Raw genomic sequence first — 18,088 nt, 5'->3', positions numbered from 1 at the left:
ATAAACTCAACATACTAGAGGAATCATCATGCAAATAAACACCAAGACTTTCGTTTCTAACCTACAACACCATTTAACAAAAGTTATCGGTGGATTATTGATACTTGCTGTAATTTGCCAAAGTGTCGTTTTTGCGCCATCACCTGCGATCGCATCGCCTCTATTTGCCACCAGTGCTGCTAGTATTTCTAAGCAAGTAACTGGTAAGGCAGAAGAAGTCAAAGGCTCTGCTCAGCAAAAGATTGGGAAGGCACAGTCAGCAATGGAAGATCAAGCAAGATCTGTCAAAATGAAGATTAAAGATGACTTAACTGAAACAAAAATTGGAGTTGATGCCAATAATTCCAGAGTCGAAAATGCTGCCGATAAAGCCACTACAGCAGTCAAGAATTTTTTTGGTAAATAATCTTGGATTGACAATGCCATCGATAATTTAGAAAACATTAGCATACTAAAGGAAACAAAATGAGTACGACTATTGACAACTTCACTAAACAACTCCATGACAATTTAGAAGCGATTGAAAACCGGGCAAAGTCGCTGACGGAAAGTATTCAATCTGCCACAAAAAATACTCAAGCTGAGCTTCAGTCGAAACTTGATGAAACGAAGACAAATCTGGAAGCTAAAAAACAACAATTTGATGAGTATCGGGCAAAACTCAAAACTCAATTCGAGGAAAAAGAATCTGAGGTGAAGTCAAACGTTGACGAATGGAAAACAAATCGCGAAGTCAAGAAACTCGAACATCGGGCGGATCAAGCTGAGGACTATGCCAATACAGCAATTTTATTCGCAATGGCGACGATGGAAGAAGCGGAAGAAGCAACCTTGAAAGCGATTTGTACCAGATTAGATGCTACAACTGCTGCTGCGGAAACTACGCAGAAGTAAGACACGATTAAACTAAGCTAAGGGAGGAGACGGCAGTGCCGTTTCCCTACGCGGATTAATTGTAGAAGGAGGAGACGGCAGTGCCGTTTCCCTACACGGATTAATTGTAGGAGGAGGAGAGACGGCAGTGCCGTTTCCTGACTTTAGCTTAAGAGCGGAATAATGCCAGTTATTCCGCTCTTTTTTTTGATATAACATCTCCTCAAAGCAATCAAAAGGTATAGGTTAGGATTGGGAATTTGTGTAAATTTTAAATCAAAAGGTAGAGGTTATATTGTGTGGTTTTTGTTAAAGTTCAGTTGATGGCAAAAGAAGTCAAGGTTGAGATTAAATCGAAGCTCAACCAGATAAAATCGAACATCAAAAGATAAAAAACAAATCAAGAATTAAAAATTTTGTCCTTCATTCGGGCAAATAACAAAGGAAACAAATTCATGTCATACACACATACGATTGTTGGTCATTTCCCCTCCCATTCAGAAGCTGAAAGGGTTGTATTGGAGCTGCAAAAAAAAGGCTTCGATATGCAAAAGCTCTCGATAATTGGCAAAGACTACCACACCACTGAACACGTGCGCGGATTTCTCACCTGGAAAGATACAGCCAAAGCTGGAGCCGCAGGAGGAGGTTATTGGGGTAGCTTCGTCGGAGGTTTATTTGGGATTTTAGCCGGGGCTGGAGTGCTATTTATTCCGGGAATGGGTCCTATAGTCGTTGCTGGCCCCATTGCTGGGGTGTTGGCTGGTTGGTTGGAAGGAACGCTGGTTGGTGGCGCTGGTGCCGCTGCTGTAGGAGGATTGGCTGGTGCCTTGGGAGGCTTAGGAATCCCGAACCACGAGATAGTGAAGTATGACACTCAAATTCAAGCAGGCGAGTTCATTATCCTGGTGACAGGTAGCAATCACGATGTCAGTCAGGCGAAGCAGATGCTAGACAAAATTAGTCAGGAAATGAGTATGTCGATCGCAGTCTAAGACTTTTTTAACAATAGTCATCTTCACAAAAGCCTGTTTTGAACAGGCAAGATGCCTGTTCCACAATAATTATGGGAGAGGTCTATTCCACTCCAACAAGTCCGTCAGGTTGATGAGTTGAATCAAAACGATCGCGAACTGTCCTGCAACTATTGAAACTCATGATTATCGTCCATCACTTGAATAATTCTCGTTCCCAGCGCATATTGTGGCTGCTAGAAGAACTGGGACTGGAGTATGACATCAAGTATTACGATCGCGATCCCGAAACCCTACTAGCGCCAGCATCCCTGCGTCAAGTACATCCACTCGGTAAATCGCCAGTTATCACGGACGGGGCGCTAACTTTGGCGGAGTCTGGAGCCATCATTGAGTATCTGGTTGAGAAATATGGTACAGGAAGGTTTGCTCCTCCACCCAATACACCCGATCGGTTGCGATATACTTACTGGCTGCATTATGCCGAAGGTTCAGCTATGCCGCCGCTGCTATTGAAGTTGGTCTTCGATCGCATAGAAGAGCAAGCCATGCCGTTTTTTCTCAAACCGATCGCGCGATCGATCGTGAGTCGTACCAAAACTTCGTTCATCGAACCTCAAATCAAGCAGCATCTTGATTACCTGGAAGCAGAATTGGGAAAAAGCTCGTGGTTTGTGGGAAATGAATTCACCGCAGCCGATATTCAGCTCAGTTTTCCGATCGAGATAGCAGTTGCGCGAGGAGGTTTAAATGCCAGCCGACCAAAGTTGATGAATTTTCTCGATCGCATCCACACCCGTCCAGCTTATCAACGAGCATCAGAACGAGGTGGCGCGTACAAAGTTGCGAGTTAAATTGACAGAATGGGCATCGCCCACCCTACAGTCATCTTCCGTTTAATTCCACTTTTGTACTTAGTAACTACTCCCTTCCCGTTAGAAGATCATTGTACTTCTTCTTAACTCTTCCTTCGTGTCCTTCGCGTCTTCGCGGTTCAATATTCCATATTCTTCGAGTGGGAAGGGAGTATTTCATGGCTTGGTTTCTTTTTACTACTCTTTCACAAACAATCATCATGGTGAATAAAATGGAAACGACCAACAAGATTGACATAAACAAATCAGTTCCCCGCGAGCGATGGGGTGAATTTTTCGATCAATTTACCGATGGCAATCGCGGACGGCATATTTCGATCGAAATCATCGATTCAGAAGCCGGTGATGCAGAATTGATTAAGAACGCACCTCTTCATGCCATTATTTACGATCGCCCTGGTAAGGGAGATGATTTGGTAATTGAAGTAGGTAAAGATGAGGTGAGTTACGCTCACACGGTCGATTCGCCGACAGAAGTTTTAACCGGACAAAACTCAAACGGTGTGATGGTGGCGCTGCGGATTAGTGACGCTGCTGGGAGACAAACATTGATCCAGCTACAAGCTAGTTGAGCTGGTTGAATAATGCTGGATTTAGCAGCGAACATCAATGCACTTTATGAAATCGCTATTGGTGCAGATGCCATTGCTGGCGCGATCGCCTTTGCGATCGAGCAGCCGGGTGATGTTGATGTGAATCAAATCATCATCCGTCCGACACGTCAAGAACTTGAGAGTGACAGAACATGAAACAGCGAAAACTGGGGAATCAAGGATTAATCGTCTCGGAATTAGGACTCGGCTGCATGGGGATGTCCGAATTCTACGGGACAACCGATGAGTCAGAATCGATCGCCACAATTCACCGCGCCTTAGAGTTAGGCGTGACTTTCCTCGACACGGCTGATATGTACGGTGTCGGCCAAAATGAGGAATTAGTCGGTAAAGCGATTAAAGACTGTCGCGATCGAGTCATTATCGCCACCAAGTTCGGCAACGTGCGCGGTAGCGACGGCAGTTTTGGGGGCGTGAATGGCAAGCCCGAATACGTGCGATCGTGTTGCGATGCCAGTCTCAAGCGTCTGGGTGTAGAGACGATCGACCTTTACTACCAGCACCGAGTCGATCCCAATACTCCGATCGAAGAAACCGTCGGCGCAATGGCAGAACTCGTTCAAGCCGGAAAAGTCCGCTACCTAGGCCTTTCCGAAGCCGCCACCAACACCATCCGCCGCGCTCAAGCAGTGCATCCGATTTCCGCACTTCAGACGGAATATTCGCTGTGGAGCCGCGAGCCAGAAACCGAGATTTTGCCTACTTGTCGGGAGTTAGGGATTGGCTTTGTGCCTTACAGCCCCCTCGGGCGCGGGTTCCTGACGGGCAAAATCAAGAGCCTCGACACGCTATCGGAAGGAGACTATCGATCGCAAAGATATCCTCGCTTTCAAGCCGAGAATATCCAGCAAAATCTGGAACTCGTCGAGCAAATCGAGCAAATGGCTGCGGCTAAGGGCATCAAAGCCGGACAGTTGGCGCTCGCCTGGGTATTAGCTCAGGGCGAAGATATCGTGCCGATTCCAGGCACAAAACGCCGCACCTATCTCGAAGAAAACATTGCCGCCGCAGATATAACGCTGACTCAAGCCGAACTCGACCAAATCGCCAAAGCGCTGCCGTTGGGAATTGCGGTGGGCGATCGTTACCCCGATATGAGCACCGTCAATCGTTAGGATTTGGGGAGGGTCGGCACGGGGGCACGACCCCTACAGCCGTGCCTTTGTAGGGGCGGTGCCCCCGTGCCCGCCCTCTTAGAATTGCGGTGGGCGATCGTTACCCCGATATGAGCACCGTCAATCGTTAGGAATTGGCGAACTAGCCAAGATGGGGAGGGTCGGCACGGGGGCACGACCCCTACAGCCGTGCCTTTGTAGGGGCGGTGCCCCCGTGCCCGCCCTCTCGGTACGAATTGCGGTGGGCGATCGTTACCCCGATATGAGCACCGTCAATCGTTAGGATTTGGGGAGGGTCGGCACGGGGGCACGACCCCTACAGCCGTGCCTTTGTAGGGGCGGTGCCCCCGTGCCCGCCCTCTCGGTACGAATTGCCGTGGGCGATCGTCATCCCGACATAAGTAAACAATCAGGAGCACAATCCATGAAAACAAACGCCTACGCAGTACAAAACGCCACGAGTCCACTCGCACCCTTCAACTTTCAACGCCGCGATGTCGGCGAGCACGACGTGCAGATCGAAATTCTATATTGCGGCGTGTGTCACTCCGACTTGCACACCGCCCGCAACGAATGGCAAAACACCACATACCCTTGCGTGCCCGGCCATGAAATCGTCGGACGAGTTGTAAAAGTTGGCGCGCAAGTCAAAAAATTTAAGGAAGGCGACACCGCAGGAGTCGGCTGCATGGTCGATTCCTGTCGCACTTGTGTCAACTGCGAGGAAGACTTGGAACAGTTCTGCGACAACGTGACTTTCACATACAACTCCCCCGACAAACACGTTGGTGGGATGACTTTCGGGGGATACTCTGACAGCATCGTCGTAGATGAAGCGTTTGTGCTGCAAGTTCCCAAGAATTTGAATCTCGCTGCCGTCGCCCCGCTGCTTTGCGCTGGAATCACCACTTATTCGCCATTGCGGCACAACAATGTTACCAAAGGTCAGAAAGTTGGTGTTGTGGGACTCGGTGGACTGGGACACATGGGGGTGAAATTGGCGAAGGCTTTGGGCGCCCATGTCGTTGTATTCACCACCTCGCCGAACAAAGTTGAAGATGCCCTGCGGCTGGGAGCAGATGAAGTCGTCAATTCCAAGAATGCCGATGAGATGAAAAAACACCTAAATAGTTTCCATTTCATTCTCGACACTGTATCCGCGCAACACGACATCAATGCTTACCTCATTCTATTAAAGCGCGATGGCAACCTCACCCAAGTCGGGGTACCGGCCGAACCGCTTTCTCTGAATGTCGGTAGCTTAATTTTTGGTCGGCGCAGTCTCAGCGGCTCGCTGATTGGTGGCATCAAAGAAACTCAGGAAATGCTGGATTTCTGCGGCAAGCATAACATCACTTCGGATATTGAACTCATCCCAATTCAGAAAATCAATGAAGCCTACGATCGCCTGGTGAAAAGCGACGTGAAATATCGCTTCGTTATTGATATGGCATCGTTAAAACAGGCTTAATAAGTTGTTTCCGCTCTGATAAAGTAGCGATTTTAATCGCAGTGTCGTTGGTTCATCTCAGTAACTAAAGCCACTGAGATGAACAACTCTCGTTTATTAACATCAAGGACAAAAATTATGACAAATACAATCAGCCGCGAAATTCACCTAGTCTCCCGCCCTAACGGAGTCCCCACCGCAGATAATTTTGCGATCGCCCAAACCGAAATCAAGCCAATTCAAGACGGACAGGTACTCGTTCGCAATCGCTACATTTCGGTCGATCCGTATATGCGCGGACGCATGAATGAGAGCAAATCCTATGTGCCGTCCTTCGAGTTAGGTCAAGCTCTACAAGGCGGCGCAGTCGGCGAAGTCATCGAATCCAGCGCCCCAGAATTCAAGCCAGGTGATGTTGTCACTTCCAACTTTGGCTGGCGGGAATACTTCACCGCTGCGCCCAAAGAGTTGCATCCTGTCAACCGCGAAGTTCAACCGCTATCGGTTTACCTCGGTGCGATCGGGATGACGGGGATGACGGCTTGGGCTGGATTGAATTTGGTAGATGTTAAAGCGGGCGACACCATCTTTATTTCCGGTGCCGCCGGCGCGGTGGGAAGTGTGGCGGGACAATTGGCAAAACTGCGCGGATGTCAGGTCATCGGCTCAGCAGGTTCAGCGGAAAAAGTCAAGTTTCTGCTAGAAGAATGCGGATTCGATCGCGCTTTCAATTACAATTCTGGCCCAGTCCTCGAACAATTGAACCAGGCCGCACCAGACGGAATTGATGTCTATTTCGACAATGTTGGAGGCGAAACCCTGCAAGCGGCGCTCTCGGCCCTGCGCGTGCACGGCCGGATTATCGCTTGTGGCAGCATCTCCGGTTACAACAACCCGCAGCCGGGCCCGAACAACCTGTTTAATATGATTGGCAAACGGTTAACGATGAAAGGGCTGATTGTTGGTGATTCGCTCGATCGTCAGGGCGAATTTGAACAGGAAGTCGGCGGTTATTTCCAAGCTGGAAAATTGAAGAATCAAGAAACTGTGGTAGTAGGAATTGACCAAGCGGCTGGCGCATTTATCGGCCTGTTTGAAGGCAAAAATCTTGGAAAAATGGTGGTGAAGTTGGATTAGGTGGTGACCAATTGATTGGGCCATAGTCGTAGGTAATTATTTGACGTTATAGCAATCGCTACTTCGGCTATAGGGCATCACTAACCTAATGAATCGAGTCTCAAAAGAGGGCTCGATCGACTGTTTAATTCGGATACCATAACTATCAACTATCAACTGTAAGGTGCGTCGCTTTGAAATTGTCAATTTTTGTTTGAGATGGTTGGTGGCGACGCACCCTACAACTGTCCACTGTAAGGTGCGTCGCTTTGAAATTGTCAATTTTTGTTTGGGATAGTTGGTGGCGACGCACCCTACTATCAACTGTCAACTGCTATATTTGGTTTAAAAAAATATGGATCTCAAACTATCAGGAAAGGTGGCATTGGTCAGTGGTTCAACGGGTGGAATTGGACTGGCAATTGTTAGTGTACTTGCTGAAGAAGGGGCGACGGTTATTGTCAATGGCAGAACGCAAGAGCGCGTAAATAATGCGATCGACCAGATTCAGCAAAGTGTTCCGAATGCCAAACTTCAGGGCATTGCTGCCGATTTGGGAACGCCAGCCGGAGTTGAATTGTTACTTCAAAAAGTACCAGAAGTCAACATTTTGGTGAACAACTTGGGAATTTATGGTTCCAAAGCATTTGCAGATATCTCCGATGAAGAGTGGATGAATATTCTGGAAGTGAATGTGATGAGCGGTGTGCGACTCTCGCGCCATTACTTGCCGCTGATGCTAAAGCAAGATTGGGGGCGCATTATTTTTATTTCTAGTGAATCTGGCTTGAATATTCCCGCCGAAATGATTCACTATGGCGTAACCAAAACTGCACAATTGGCCTTGAGTCGTGGTTTGGCAGAAACAACCGCAGGCAGTCAGGTCACTGTCAATACGGTATTGCCGGGCCCAACTCGTTCTGAAGGGGTGGAAGACTTTATCCAGGGATTATCTAAGGATCAAAATATTTCGATCGAACAAGTCGAGAAAGAGTTTTTTACTAAGACTCGTGCATCTTCCCTAATTCAGCGATTTGCTTCCACTTCTGAAGTTGCTGCGTTAGTTGCGTTTGTTGCCAGTCCCTTAGCTTCTGCGATTAATGGTGCTGCCCTGCGAGTCGAGGGTGGATTAGTGCGATCGATTGTGTAGCGAAGTTTTTACCTTGATGTGCTTGGAAAATCTCTCACTCCCTACATTTTTGAACAGAATGCTTTCGTTCAAACAAAAATAAGGAGTGTTACATTTCATTAACTCACCCTAAAGCGATCGCTATTCCTGTGAGTCGTGAGTTTTGGGCGATCGCTAGCAAATATCATAAATCGTATAATTGCCTAAACCAACTCACAAAAGTTTGTGCTTTGGTATGAGTTGGATCAAGGATTCTTTCCATAACTGCATTATGCAATTGGCGTCCTGGTGGATCTTGCCAAGCCAACCAAGTATAAATATATGCTTTATCATGATGAGCATCTATGAAAGCTGCTCCCTTATTTTTAGCTTCTTTAGCAGTTTCCTGAGCATACTGCCAAATAGATTCATTCTCATCTGGAATTAAATACATCAAGAATGTTTCTAACATACCTTGAGCTTTATTATCTGGCATTATCCAAACTCCAAATTTAACACCAGAAGCAGTTAGGCAAATTAGTCCTGATTCTGGTATTTCTTCAGGAAGATCAGTAATACTCCTGGAACAAGCATTTTTAATGCTAGCCCAACGTGAACTTAAATCATTATCTGCATCTATGATTAAGCCTAATGCTGTTCGACCGGATGCTTTTAACTCAGTAGAAATAATAGTTTCATCAATAAATTGATCGCTACCGTAAGATTCTATATCGACAATTGCAGTTTCTTTTGTTTCTCCCCATGTGATCCCGTTAGCTTCTATTAATTCAGGTATAACCCTTTTATCTTGATCTCCCTCAACAATGAGCTTTTTAGGCTTATATTTGCTTGTCATTGCTAACGTACCTCAATACCTCTATTAGCTGCAACGACAATCTCACGTTCACTAAAGACTACACCCACATCTTTATCTCGCTCTATTCTTTGAATAGTAATTCCGTCCTCTGCTGTATCTTCCCGACTAGCAATACTAGCTAAACTAGTCCAACAGTCACTGTTATGTGTAGTTGCAAAAACTTGTACGTTTAGCCTTTTGGCAGTTTCCCATATCAATTTCCACATATCAGACATTGTGCTGAAATGTAAGCCTGTATCAATTTCGTCCACAAGCAGAACTCCGTTCGCTGCACCTACAGTCGCTAATGCAAGTCCTAAAATACGCCATATACCATCTCCCATACTGCCAATAGGAACTCGTTGATCGCCACCAGATAAACGCACTACAAATCCTTCACGCGCTACCTGGCGATATCGGTCAGAACTAACTGAGGCAATACGTTCAATCTTAGGTTCAATTGTTTGAAGGGCTTCTTGTACAAGGTTCTCTTCAGGTGTTAAAACAATTTGGTCAAATAGCTCAATCATCTCCTTAGATGTAAGTGCAGAGGAAGTAACAAATTGAGTTTTCATTTCAATCTTTTTAGGTACACCTGTCCTCATCGTCGTCATCCGACGAATATAATCCTCAGACAACCCACCGTTGCTCGATAAAGGGCGCTCCCAACTTTCATTTTCACCTCCATGTATCCATCCAATGGCAAATTCAAGCTCTTTAAAGTTTTCTGAACTATCATCAAAGCCCTCATTTTCAAGAATTCTTAGTTGTTCAGAACCGTTAGAAAGTGAATCATAGCGGGGTCGCTTTCCGCGAAAACCTACCGTTACTACAAGTTTCTCCTCGCTGTTTTCACGAACCCCTAATACTGAAAACTCGCTATCTGGTTCAATATCATGACCATAGAAAAGATGGCGGATATCTAGCTCTCGTTCTCTCTTGTGTTCAGCCCAAAAAGATTCACCTCGACTGTTCATGACCTCTCTAAGAGGTTCAAGATTATTACGTGAACATAAAAGTTGAATTGCCTCTAAAACAGAGGTTTTTCCACTATTATTAGTTCCAACCAATAAGTTCAATCTACCGAGGTTGTTAAGCTCGAAAGACCGGAATCCGCGAAAATTTTGGATTCTTATCGTCCTCAGCATAGAATTAAGCTCATGGGTAAAAATTAATTAAGATTATCAGAGTGATTCATTGTAATACACTTAGCTGTTTCCAGAGTCGTCTAGCTTAGGTGTATAACTATGTATTATCTTGCAGATTACAGGATAAATACTTATACAAGGTAAATATTTCATAAATTGTAACATAAAGCAACCAATAAGTGTAATAACAAGATTTTTGCAGGGTAACATCCCTGAATAGAGTCTTATTTGGCAAAATGCAACCTTGTAGAGTGTCCTAGCGGAGAGTAACGCACAAACAATTAGTTTGAAGTAACGTTTGGGTGCGTTACATTGCATTAACAAACCCTACAAGGTCTGCTATCTCAGGGGAGTAATGTATTGCGATCGCTATTCCTGTGAGTCGTGATTTTTAGGCGATCGCTCAAACCCAGTAAATTTATCCTAGTTTGATTATTGATCAGCATTCTAATCACTATCTTGCTCTATTCGTGTATATCATACCACAGCAAGGTTTTAATGTCAAAGATGCGAGGGTATCCTTTAACTCCAATAGCGATCGCATCTATTTAATAGCTAGCAGCGATGGCGGCACGAATATTCAAGGACTTTTGCAGACGAAGGCAATACTTGAAAGTAATCAGTAAAGATTTCTGGTGATGGAGCAATTTATGGAACCAGGGGCGATGTTCCGCTACTACTCCTTGCCGATCGCGCTGCCATCTTTCCTGGACACAGTTTGACACACCTGCTATTTTTCAAAGCCAAGATTTGGAATTTTTGCGCTTTCAATCCTGTTTTCCTATTATATTAAATAGGTAAGCAATTTTGTATGAATAAAAGTAATGCAACGATTTAATCTAACTATACTCAAACAGTTCTGGGCGATCGCCAAATCATACTGGTCAAGCGATGAAAAATGGCGGGCGCGCGGCTTATTGCTATTAGTCATCCTATTATCCTTTGGCTACACGGGGCTAAGCGTATTACTCAACAACAAGCGAGGCGAGCTAATCTCGGCGTTATCGGCTCACGATGAAGCTAGATTTTGGCAAACGATTCTGATTTTTGCTGGAACATTAGTTATTTATGCACCACTTTATGCAGGCTATGATTATTTGCGCGATCGCCTGGGGTTGGAGTGGCGGCGATGGTTGACTAACCGTTTTATCGATCGTTATTTCCAGAATCGCGCATTTTATAATCTCAATCATGGGGATGCGGACATCGATAATCCCGATCAGCGGATTGCTGAAGATGTCAAAAGTTTTACCCAAGAATCGTTAAAATTACTGCTGGCGGTAGTTGATTCTTTGTTGGCCGTAGTGGCATTTAGTGGGGTACTCTGGGGCATTTCTCAGCCGTTAATCTTGTTTTTGGTACTCTACGCCCTGGTCGGCACTTTGGCGACAATTGGAGTATTCGGGAAGCCCTTAATGCGACTCAATTTTGGACAGCTTAAAAAAGAGGCTGATTTCCGGTTTAGTTTAGTGCGGGTGCGGGAAAATGCGGAGGCGATCGCCTTTTATCAGGGAGAAGACTGCGAGTCCGATCGCGTAAAAGGCAGATTTGTCGAAGCTTTTGATAATTTCAAGCGCTTGATTTTTTGGGAGTTGAATCTCAATATCCTGACTAACGCCTATGAATTTATCCCGTTCATTTTGCCTGCAATTGTAGTCGCCCCTGGCATTTTTGCGGGTGATTTAGAAGTTGGGAAAGTTACCGAGGCGCAAGGGGCTTTTATCCGAGTCTTTTTCTCGCTTAATCTAATTGTGGCACGCTTTCAATCCCTTGCTACTTTTGGCGCGGGTGTCGAGCGTTTGTACACCTTTTTGGAGTCTTTGGAAACTCATGATTTAACTTCCCAGGAGTCTGAGGACGCCCCGAAAACGAGTATCAAAACTGAAATTGGCGATCGACTGGCGATCGAAAATATGACCCTCCAAACACCTAACCGCCAACGGACTTTGGTGGAGGATCTATCGGTGAAACTGTCTGCTGGCGAGGGTTTGCTGGTGAGAGGGCCTAGCGGTTGCGGGAAAAGTTCTTTGCTAAGGGCGATCGTTGGATTGTGGGATTCAGGGACTGGTACAATTTTGCGGCCTACCCTGAATGAAATGTTATTTCTGTCCCAGCGGCCTTACATGATTTTAGGAACGTTACGCGATCAAATGCTGTATCCAAATATGGATATATCAGTGGAAGATTCGGAGTTGAGGCAAATTTTGATCCAGGTAAATCTACCGAACTTAGAGGAGAGTTACGGAGGATTTAATACTGAACAAAATTGGGCAGAACTTCTATCTTTGGGAGAACAATAGCGCCTAATTTTCGCGCGTTTGCTGCTAAATAAACCTAGCTATGCAATTTTAGATGAGGCTACTAGCGCCCTCGATTCTAGTAATGAAAAACATTTGTACCAACAGTTACAAGAATCTGGCATGACATTTTTGAGCATTGGACATCGAGAAAGTTTGAGTAATTATCATCAGAATATCTTGGATTTGACCGCCGATCGCACTTGGTCACTAAAATCATCTGAACTTCTACCTGTTTTCATTGCTGATAATTTGGTTGTTGAAGATATCAAAATCTAAACGGAGGACACCGCAATGCCGTGTCCCTATAATTAATCGGGTAGGGACACGGCAGTGCCGTGTCCTCATTCTTGATTGCTTACTCTATTCCTATTGATAGAGATTTAACTTAAAAAATAGAACTTAAATATCTGTCTATTGATTGATTCATTTACTGGTGATTACGAGTGTAGTTAGAGTGAGTATATAAAAAATAAATTTAACAGGATAAAATCAGAAAAAACTTATATCAAATTCCTCCGCATCAAAAACATTCATCTCTCTCCTCTCTTCCTCTGCGCCCTCTGCGCTCTCTGCGGTTAAAAAATCCGATCCAACCAAAATAGATATCACAAAATAACATGACTTTTTCTAGCCAATCATGTAACTTCCCAACTAAAGATATACCAAATTTAAAAGGTCAAAAATGCCAACAGCAACGGATTTTAAAGACTATTACACCATCCTAGGAGTCAGCAAAACAGCAACTCCCGAAGAAATCAAACGAGCTTACCGCAAACTTGCTCGCAAATATCATCCCGATCTAAATCCTGGAGATAAAGAAGCAGAGGCAAAATTCAAAGATCTCAATGAAGCAAATGAGGTGCTTTCCGATTCCGAGAAACGGCCGAAATACGATCGCTTTGGCGAACATTGGAACCATCCTGGTTACAGTGAAGCGCCACCATCTAGAGGAACTAATACCGGGACGGTTGACTTCGATCAATACGGCGATTTTAACTCATTCATTAACGATTTATTAGGTCGATCGCAAAACCGATCGCAAAGTAGAACCAACGCCACCAGCGGCTTCGATGATTATGGTAGCGGATTTCGATCGCAAGCCCCCGCACCGGATAGCGAAGCTGCGATCGCCCTGACATTTTCCGAAGCGTTTCACGGTGTCCAAAAACGCCTGCAATTCGACGATGAAACCATCGAAGTTCGCATTCCCCCAGGCGCAAAACCAGGTAGTCGCATTCGCCTCAAAGGTAAAGGCCGCGCGAGTCCCTTTTCTCAACAGCGTGGCGACTTGTATCTCACCATCGAAATATTACCCCATCCCTTCTTCCGATTTGAGGGGAATGACCTCGTTTGTGACGTACCAATTCGCCCCGATGAAGCGGTTTTAGGGGCCGAAATCAGCGTTCCCACACCCGATGGTAGCGTGACGATGAAGGTGCCTAAAGGAGTGCGATCGGGACAATCCCTCAGACTGCGCGGCAAAGGCTGGACATTGCAAAAAGGGGGACGTGGTGACTTACTCGCCAAACTCTTGATTGTCACGCCAAAAGACTTAAGTGCGATCGAGCAAGAATGCTATGAAAAAATCCAAGCCAATACTAATTTTAACCCCCGCGCCCAGTTAGAGGAGATTAAATTATGAGTTTCAGCCTTTCAACAATCGTGGTTTCACTCGAAGGTGAGCAACTTTACACCTTTGAATATGCTGCATTTGTGACGGAAACTTCGATCGCAATTGTACAAGTTTATGTCGAGTTAGGTGTAATCGAGGCGATCGGCTCAATGCTACATCGCCGCGAAATTGCTCGAATTGCTCAGATTCAGCGGTTGCGTCAAGACTTGGGATTGAACTTAGCTGGCGCTGCAATGGTGCTCGATATGGCATCTGAAATTGCTCGATTGCGGGCACAACTTAAGGCGCATCAGTCTCATCGATCGACAGTTAATTAACAGTATTATACCAATTTTATAGTTCGTTGTATAGAATTCCGATCCCCCCTAACCCCCCTTAAAAAGGGGGGGACAAGATTCTTCTCAAAGCCGAGGGCGGGCACGGGAGTACCATCCTACAAAGAGGGGACAATATTCTTCTCAAAGCCGAGGGCACGCACGGGGGCACCGCCCCTACAAAGAGGGGACAATATTCTTCTCAAAGCCGAGGGCACGCACGGGGGTACCGCCCCTACAAATAGGGGACAATATTCTTCTCAAAGCCGAGGGCGGACACGGGGGTACCGCCCCTACAAATAGGGGACAATATTCTTCTCAAAGTCCCCCTTCTTAAGGGGGATTTAGGGGGATCTCCGGAGGATTAAGAGTGTTAACTGAACCGTATTTATTTGTAATTGCACTTTTAAGTTTTGATGTTTAAACGGCGATTGGTTTACATTTTGGATAAAATCATGACTCAATCCTTGCAAAATCCAGTCGATCGCGATCGCAATATCCCATCTACTTCTGCCCCAAACAATAGCACGATCGCAATTAAAAAACTATACAAATATTATGGTAAAACCATCGCACTTAAGGGCATTGACCTAGATGTAAATCGGGGAGAATTATTTGGGCTAATCGGCCCCGATGGTGCTGGCAAAACTACTGTTTTTAATATTCTCGGTGGGGTGATGGAAGCCACGGCTGGGGAAGCGCAAATCCTCAAATTACCTGCCAGAGATGCCCGCAACTATACGGGGTATCTTACCCAACAATTCTCTCTTTATCCAGACCTCAGTGTTGAGGAAAATATTAATTATAGTGCAGGATTGCGGTTAGTGCCAGAAAATCAGCTAGAAATGCGACGCAGTAAGTATCTGAAATTGATGCAATTGGATAAATTTTGCGATCGCCTTGCCGGCCGTCTTTCTGGTGGTATGAAGCAGAAATTAGCCCTCTGTTGTGCGCTGATTGCTGAGCCCCAAGTCTTATTGTTAGATGAACCAACTACGGGAGTTGATACCATTGCCCGTCGCGAGTTTTGGGATATTTTGGCGGGATTAACGGCCCAGGAAATCACCGTTGTTGTCGCTACTCCCGATTTAGATGAGGCAGAAAGGTGCGATCGCGTGGCTTTGATTTACGATGGGCAGATTCAACAAATTGGTACTCCAGCAGCACTTAAAGCCGCTCTGGGGCTGCAACGGTTGGTGATTCGGACACCGGAGTTAGTCAAAACTGAACAAGCTTTATTGCCCTTAGTCAATCAAGCACAGATTGCTGATGTCGCAACCTATGGCGATCGCATTGAAGTCCTAGTCAAAGATGCCAAACAAGGCGAAATCCTGGTGCGCGATCGATTAACTCACGAGTCAAAAACCAGCGACGACAAGATTGATATTCAGTCGGAAAAACCAACCCTGGAAAACGTATTTACAACCCTACTACGGAAAAAAGGAGGAGTTCCCGAATTTGTGCCATTTCCGCGATCGCAAACCGCAGCTTCAAAACCAAACAGGAAACAAGAAATAACCCAAAATCCTGCCATCGCCATCTGTGCTAGCAATCTCAACCGGATTTTTGGTACTTTTCATGCAGTGGTAAATCTCAACTTAGACCTTCATTATGGCGAAGTTTATGGACTATTAGGTGCAAATGGCGCGGGCAAAACTACCACGATCAAAATGCTGTGCGGACTATTACCAATCAGTTCGGGAAAAATCTCGATCGCTGGAGAAATAGGCAATCTGCGAAGTGCTCAACTGCGACAAAAAATTGGCTACATGAGTCAAAAGTTCACCCTTTATAATGACCTGACAATTCTCGAAAACCTACAGTTTTACAGTGGAGTCTATGGCATTCCCCCTAAACAGCGACAGGAAAAGATTCGCTGGGTACTCTCAATTTGTGGCTTAGAAAAACAAGAACATTTACTAACTAAGCAATTACCTGGTGGATGGAAACAACGAGTTGCTTTTGGGGCATCAGTCATGCACGAACCAGAGATTTTATTTCTCGATGAACCTACCTCCGGCGTTGATGTATTAGCGCGCAAACAATTCTGGCAATTAATTAATGACTTTGCTCGTAATGGCACTGCAATTCTCGTTACTACCCACTATATGAATGAGGCAGAACAATGCAATCGGATGTGTTTTATGGTAGCAGGGCGCAAAGTGGCAGAAGGTTCGGCAAGTGAGATTAAATCAGCACAACCGGGTCAATTATTTGAATTGCGTGTCGGGAAATTGCAAGAAAGTTACGATCGCCTGCGAGAACACCTAGAACCTTGGCGCGTCTCCATTTTTGGCGATCGGCTCCACATCGTCTTAGACGATCCCAAACAAGAATTATCCCAAGTAGAAGCACTTTTAAAACAAGCTAATTTACCACTAATTGAAACCGAACCGATCGCATTTTCCCTAGAAGATGCCTTTATTGGAGAAGTACAACGGGCAGGAGGCGCACCACCATGACCATCCGAAGAATTCGCAATCAAGTTTTCAAAGAATTGCAACAGTTTCAGCGCGATCGCTTAGGCGTTGCGCTAGCATTTATCCTACCAGTAATTGCCTTACTAATTATTGGCTACGCCATTCGTTTAGAAGCAAAAAATATCTCTCTAGTAGTGCGCGATTTAGATCGAACTACCCTCAGTCGCAGCTACATTGAACGACTTTATGCCACTAATTTATTTGTTCCGGCGAAGTGGGAAGGAATGCGGTTTCCGGATGCGATCGATCGCGATACTGCTCAAGTACAAATTACCATTCCTCCTGGTTTTGCCGCAGATGCAGCAGCCGGAAGAACCGGAAAAGTGCAGGTAGTAATTGATGGTAGCGATACCATCAATGCCCGTGTTAGCGATCTAGCTGTCAAAGGAACAACTTTAGCTGTTGTACAAGAGCAATTAGGACAATTATCTCAGACATTGGGAGTTGTGGCTCAAGTACGTTTGTGGTTCAATCCGGGACGGCAGGAATCTCTGTTTATTGTACCTGGCAGTTATGGAGTAATTCTGGCAATCTTCCCGCCGTTATTAATTGCGATCGCCCTTGTACGCGAAAAAGAACAGGGTACAATTCTGCAACTTTATGCTTCTAGTCTCAGCGCCTTTGAACTGCTAATTGGCAAATCCTTAGCCTATATCGCTGTGGGTTTAGGAGAAGCAATTATCTTGTTTGTTGTCGGTTTCGGCTTATTTGGAGTGCGGTTTATTGGCGATCCAACACCATTGATAATTGGTACGCCTGTGTTTATGTTAGCTGGGGTGCAGTTGGGTTTGATTATCGGCATTTTTACCACAACTCAAAGTGCGGCAGTGCAGGCGATCGGCACAATTAAAGTATTAACTGGCTTTCTGTTAGCAGGGTTTCTTTTTCCTCTGAATAGTGTACCATTTCCATTTTCAATTGCATCCTATCTAGTGCCAGTACGGTACTACATAGAACTATGTCGAGATGTTTTTGTGCGGGGTTCCGGTTGGTTTGGTACTTGGGAATTGATTCTCGCTATGCTTATTTTGAGTATGGCGGAATTTGCACTTGCGTGGTGGGGAATGCGTCGAATGCAATTGTCAGATTAATTGGAAATGGGGAATTGGGAATGGGGAATTGGGGATTTTGTAGTACAGGAATTATGCACCCAACCAAAGAAACCGGGTTTTTGACTAAAATACTTCGTTTTCACCCATAGATTCTCTAAAAAACCCGGTTTCTGGGGCCCC

At 45.4% G+C, this 18,088-nt stretch carries 19 protein-coding genes; 16 read left to right on the top strand and 3 right to left on the bottom strand.

The features are described from left to right. The first annotated feature begins 28 nt into the window (after positions 1-28). The 10 genes from QZ938_RS07355 to QZ938_RS07310 all read left to right on the top strand — a co-directional run bounded on the left by QZ938_RS07355 (position 29) and on the right by QZ938_RS07310 (position 8,167). Positions 29-406, top strand: a complete 378-nt coding sequence (locus QZ938_RS07355) for a hypothetical protein (RefSeq protein ID WP_293158438.1) — start codon at positions 29-31, stop codon at positions 404-406. 59 nt (positions 407-465) lie between these two features. After that, positions 466-894 carry a hypothetical protein gene (locus QZ938_RS07350; protein ID WP_293158441.1) on the top strand — a complete coding sequence of 143 codons (429 nt, stop codon included), beginning with the start codon at positions 466-468 and terminating at the stop codon, positions 892-894. Positions 895-1,328: 434 nt separating this feature from the next. Beyond that, positions 1,329-1,868, top strand: a complete 540-nt coding sequence (locus QZ938_RS07345) for a general stress protein (RefSeq protein WP_293348099.1) — start codon at positions 1,329-1,331, stop codon at positions 1,866-1,868. Between the two features lie 161 nt (positions 1,869-2,029). After that, complete coding sequence (locus tag QZ938_RS07340; RefSeq protein WP_293348374.1) at positions 2,030-2,701, top strand: glutathione S-transferase; 672 nt, start codon at positions 2,030-2,032, stop codon at positions 2,699-2,701. A gap of 179 nt (positions 2,702-2,880) precedes the next feature. Beyond that, positions 2,881-3,294, top strand: coding sequence for a DUF5335 family protein (locus tag QZ938_RS07335; RefSeq protein WP_293348102.1), 414 nt, complete (start codon positions 2,881-2,883; stop codon positions 3,292-3,294). Between the two features lie 12 nt (positions 3,295-3,306). Then, positions 3,307-3,471 carry a hypothetical protein gene (locus QZ938_RS07330; RefSeq protein WP_293348105.1) on the top strand — a complete coding sequence of 55 codons (165 nt, stop codon included), beginning with the start codon at positions 3,307-3,309 and terminating at the stop codon, positions 3,469-3,471. Beyond that, on the top strand, positions 3,468-4,451 hold the full coding sequence (locus QZ938_RS07325; RefSeq protein ID WP_293363079.1) for an aldo/keto reductase: 984 nt from the start codon (positions 3,468-3,470) through the stop codon (positions 4,449-4,451). Before QZ938_RS07330 ends, QZ938_RS07325 begins: the two co-directional genes overlap by 4 nt. Before the next feature lie 424 nt (positions 4,452-4,875). Next, entirely contained in the window at positions 4,876-5,922 is a 1,047-nt protein-coding gene (locus QZ938_RS07320; protein ID WP_293348111.1) for an NAD(P)-dependent alcohol dehydrogenase, read from the top strand. A gap of 117 nt (positions 5,923-6,039) precedes the next feature. Further along, a complete protein-coding gene (locus QZ938_RS07315) occupies positions 6,040-7,038 on the top strand; it encodes an NADP-dependent oxidoreductase (protein ID WP_293348114.1) in 999 nt (332 codons plus the stop codon). Positions 7,039-7,372: 334 nt separating this feature from the next. Then, the gene (locus tag QZ938_RS07310) at positions 7,373-8,167 is read left to right on the top strand and encodes an SDR family NAD(P)-dependent oxidoreductase (RefSeq protein WP_293348117.1); all 795 of its coding nucleotides are present in this window, start codon (positions 7,373-7,375) and stop codon (positions 8,165-8,167) included. A 163-nt stretch (positions 8,168-8,330) separates the two neighbouring features. On the opposite strand, the gene QZ938_RS07305 is transcribed toward QZ938_RS07310, so the two are convergent. The 3 genes from QZ938_RS07305 to QZ938_RS07295 all read right to left on the bottom strand — a co-directional run bounded on the left by QZ938_RS07305 (position 8,331) and on the right by QZ938_RS07295 (position 10,854). Then, positions 8,331-8,981, bottom strand: coding sequence for a DUF3226 domain-containing protein (locus QZ938_RS07305; RefSeq protein ID WP_293348120.1), 651 nt, complete (start codon positions 8,979-8,981; stop codon positions 8,331-8,333). Positions 8,982-8,983: 2 nt separating this feature from the next. Continuing rightward, complete coding sequence (locus QZ938_RS07300) at positions 8,984-10,129, bottom strand: ATP/GTP-binding protein (protein ID WP_293348123.1); 1,146 nt, start codon at positions 10,127-10,129, stop codon at positions 8,984-8,986. Positions 10,130-10,677: 548 nt separating this feature from the next. Beyond that, positions 10,678-10,854 (bottom strand): hypothetical protein, encoded by a 177-nt coding sequence (locus tag QZ938_RS07295; RefSeq protein ID WP_293348126.1) that lies wholly within the window; start codon positions 10,852-10,854, stop codon positions 10,678-10,680. Positions 10,855-10,953: 99 nt separating this feature from the next. Between QZ938_RS07295 and QZ938_RS07290 the strand changes: the two genes are divergently transcribed. The 6 genes from QZ938_RS07290 (at position 10,954) to QZ938_RS07265 (ending at position 17,947) form a co-directional block, all read left to right on the top strand. Next, complete coding sequence (locus QZ938_RS07290; RefSeq protein ID WP_293348129.1) at positions 10,954-12,429, top strand: SbmA/BacA-like family transporter; 1,476 nt, start codon at positions 10,954-10,956, stop codon at positions 12,427-12,429. 18 nt (positions 12,430-12,447) lie between these two features. Continuing rightward, entirely contained in the window at positions 12,448-12,705 is a 258-nt protein-coding gene (locus tag QZ938_RS07285; RefSeq protein ID WP_293348132.1) for a hypothetical protein, read from the top strand. 406 nt (positions 12,706-13,111) lie between these two features. Beyond that, positions 13,112-14,071, top strand: coding sequence for a DnaJ C-terminal domain-containing protein (locus QZ938_RS07280; protein ID WP_293348135.1), 960 nt, complete (start codon positions 13,112-13,114; stop codon positions 14,069-14,071). Continuing rightward, positions 14,068-14,379 (top strand): chaperone modulator CbpM, encoded by a 312-nt coding sequence (locus tag QZ938_RS07275; protein WP_293348138.1) that lies wholly within the window; start codon positions 14,068-14,070, stop codon positions 14,377-14,379. Before QZ938_RS07280 ends, QZ938_RS07275 begins: the two co-directional genes overlap by 4 nt. A 452-nt stretch (positions 14,380-14,831) precedes the next feature. After that, positions 14,832-16,838, top strand: coding sequence for an ATP-binding cassette domain-containing protein (locus QZ938_RS07270; protein ID WP_293348141.1), 2,007 nt, complete (start codon positions 14,832-14,834; stop codon positions 16,836-16,838). Beyond that, positions 16,835-17,947: an ABC transporter permease gene (locus QZ938_RS07265; protein ID WP_293348144.1), complete on the top strand. Its 1,113-nt coding sequence runs from the start codon at positions 16,835-16,837 to the stop codon at positions 17,945-17,947. The genes QZ938_RS07270 and QZ938_RS07265 overlap by 4 nt, the downstream gene beginning before the upstream one ends. Positions 17,948-18,088: the final 141 nt, after the last annotated feature.

The sequence above is a fragment of the Microcoleus sp. CAWBG27 genome, assembly GCF_020883145.1.
In the GTDB taxonomy this organism is placed as follows: Bacteria; Cyanobacteriota; Cyanobacteriia; order Cyanobacteriales; family Microcoleaceae; genus Microcoleus.
This window is presented reverse-complemented; position numbering and strand designations above follow the sequence as displayed.

What these genes read in the sequence shown, in the direction of transcription:
- QZ938_RS07355 (WP_293158438.1), top strand. Translation starts at nt 29, where the DNA reads ATGCAAATAAACACCAAGACTTTCGTTTCTAACCTACAACACCATTTA.
- QZ938_RS07350 (WP_293158441.1), top strand. Translation starts at nt 466, where the DNA reads ATGAGTACGACTATTGACAACTTCACTAAACAACTCCATGACAATTTA.
- QZ938_RS07345 (WP_293348099.1), top strand. Translation starts at nt 1,329, where the DNA reads ATGTCATACACACATACGATTGTTGGTCATTTCCCCTCCCATTCAGAA.
- QZ938_RS07340 (WP_293348374.1), top strand. Translation starts at nt 2,030, where the DNA reads ATGATTATCGTCCATCACTTGAATAATTCTCGTTCCCAGCGCATATTG.
- QZ938_RS07335 (WP_293348102.1), top strand. Translation starts at nt 2,881, where the DNA reads ATGGCTTGGTTTCTTTTTACTACTCTTTCACAAACAATCATCATGGTG.
- QZ938_RS07330 (WP_293348105.1), top strand. Translation starts at nt 3,307, where the DNA reads ATGCTGGATTTAGCAGCGAACATCAATGCACTTTATGAAATCGCTATT.
- QZ938_RS07325 (WP_293363079.1), top strand. Translation starts at nt 3,468, where the DNA reads ATGAAACAGCGAAAACTGGGGAATCAAGGATTAATCGTCTCGGAATTA.
- QZ938_RS07320 (WP_293348111.1), top strand. Translation starts at nt 4,876, where the DNA reads ATGAAAACAAACGCCTACGCAGTACAAAACGCCACGAGTCCACTCGCA.
- QZ938_RS07315 (WP_293348114.1), top strand. Translation starts at nt 6,040, where the DNA reads ATGACAAATACAATCAGCCGCGAAATTCACCTAGTCTCCCGCCCTAAC.
- QZ938_RS07310 (WP_293348117.1), top strand. Translation starts at nt 7,373, where the DNA reads ATGGATCTCAAACTATCAGGAAAGGTGGCATTGGTCAGTGGTTCAACG.
- QZ938_RS07305 (WP_293348120.1), bottom strand. Translation starts at nt 8,981, where the DNA reads ATGACAAGCAAATATAAGCCTAAAAAGCTCATTGTTGAGGGAGATCAA.
- QZ938_RS07300 (WP_293348123.1), bottom strand. Translation starts at nt 10,129, where the DNA reads ATGCTGAGGACGATAAGAATCCAAAATTTTCGCGGATTCCGGTCTTTC.
- QZ938_RS07290 (WP_293348129.1), top strand. Translation starts at nt 10,954, where the DNA reads ATGCAACGATTTAATCTAACTATACTCAAACAGTTCTGGGCGATCGCC.
- QZ938_RS07280 (WP_293348135.1), top strand. Translation starts at nt 13,112, where the DNA reads ATGCCAACAGCAACGGATTTTAAAGACTATTACACCATCCTAGGAGTC.
- QZ938_RS07275 (WP_293348138.1), top strand. Translation starts at nt 14,068, where the DNA reads ATGAGTTTCAGCCTTTCAACAATCGTGGTTTCACTCGAAGGTGAGCAA.
- QZ938_RS07270 (WP_293348141.1), top strand. Translation starts at nt 14,832, where the DNA reads ATGACTCAATCCTTGCAAAATCCAGTCGATCGCGATCGCAATATCCCA.
- QZ938_RS07265 (WP_293348144.1), top strand. Translation starts at nt 16,835, where the DNA reads ATGACCATCCGAAGAATTCGCAATCAAGTTTTCAAAGAATTGCAACAG.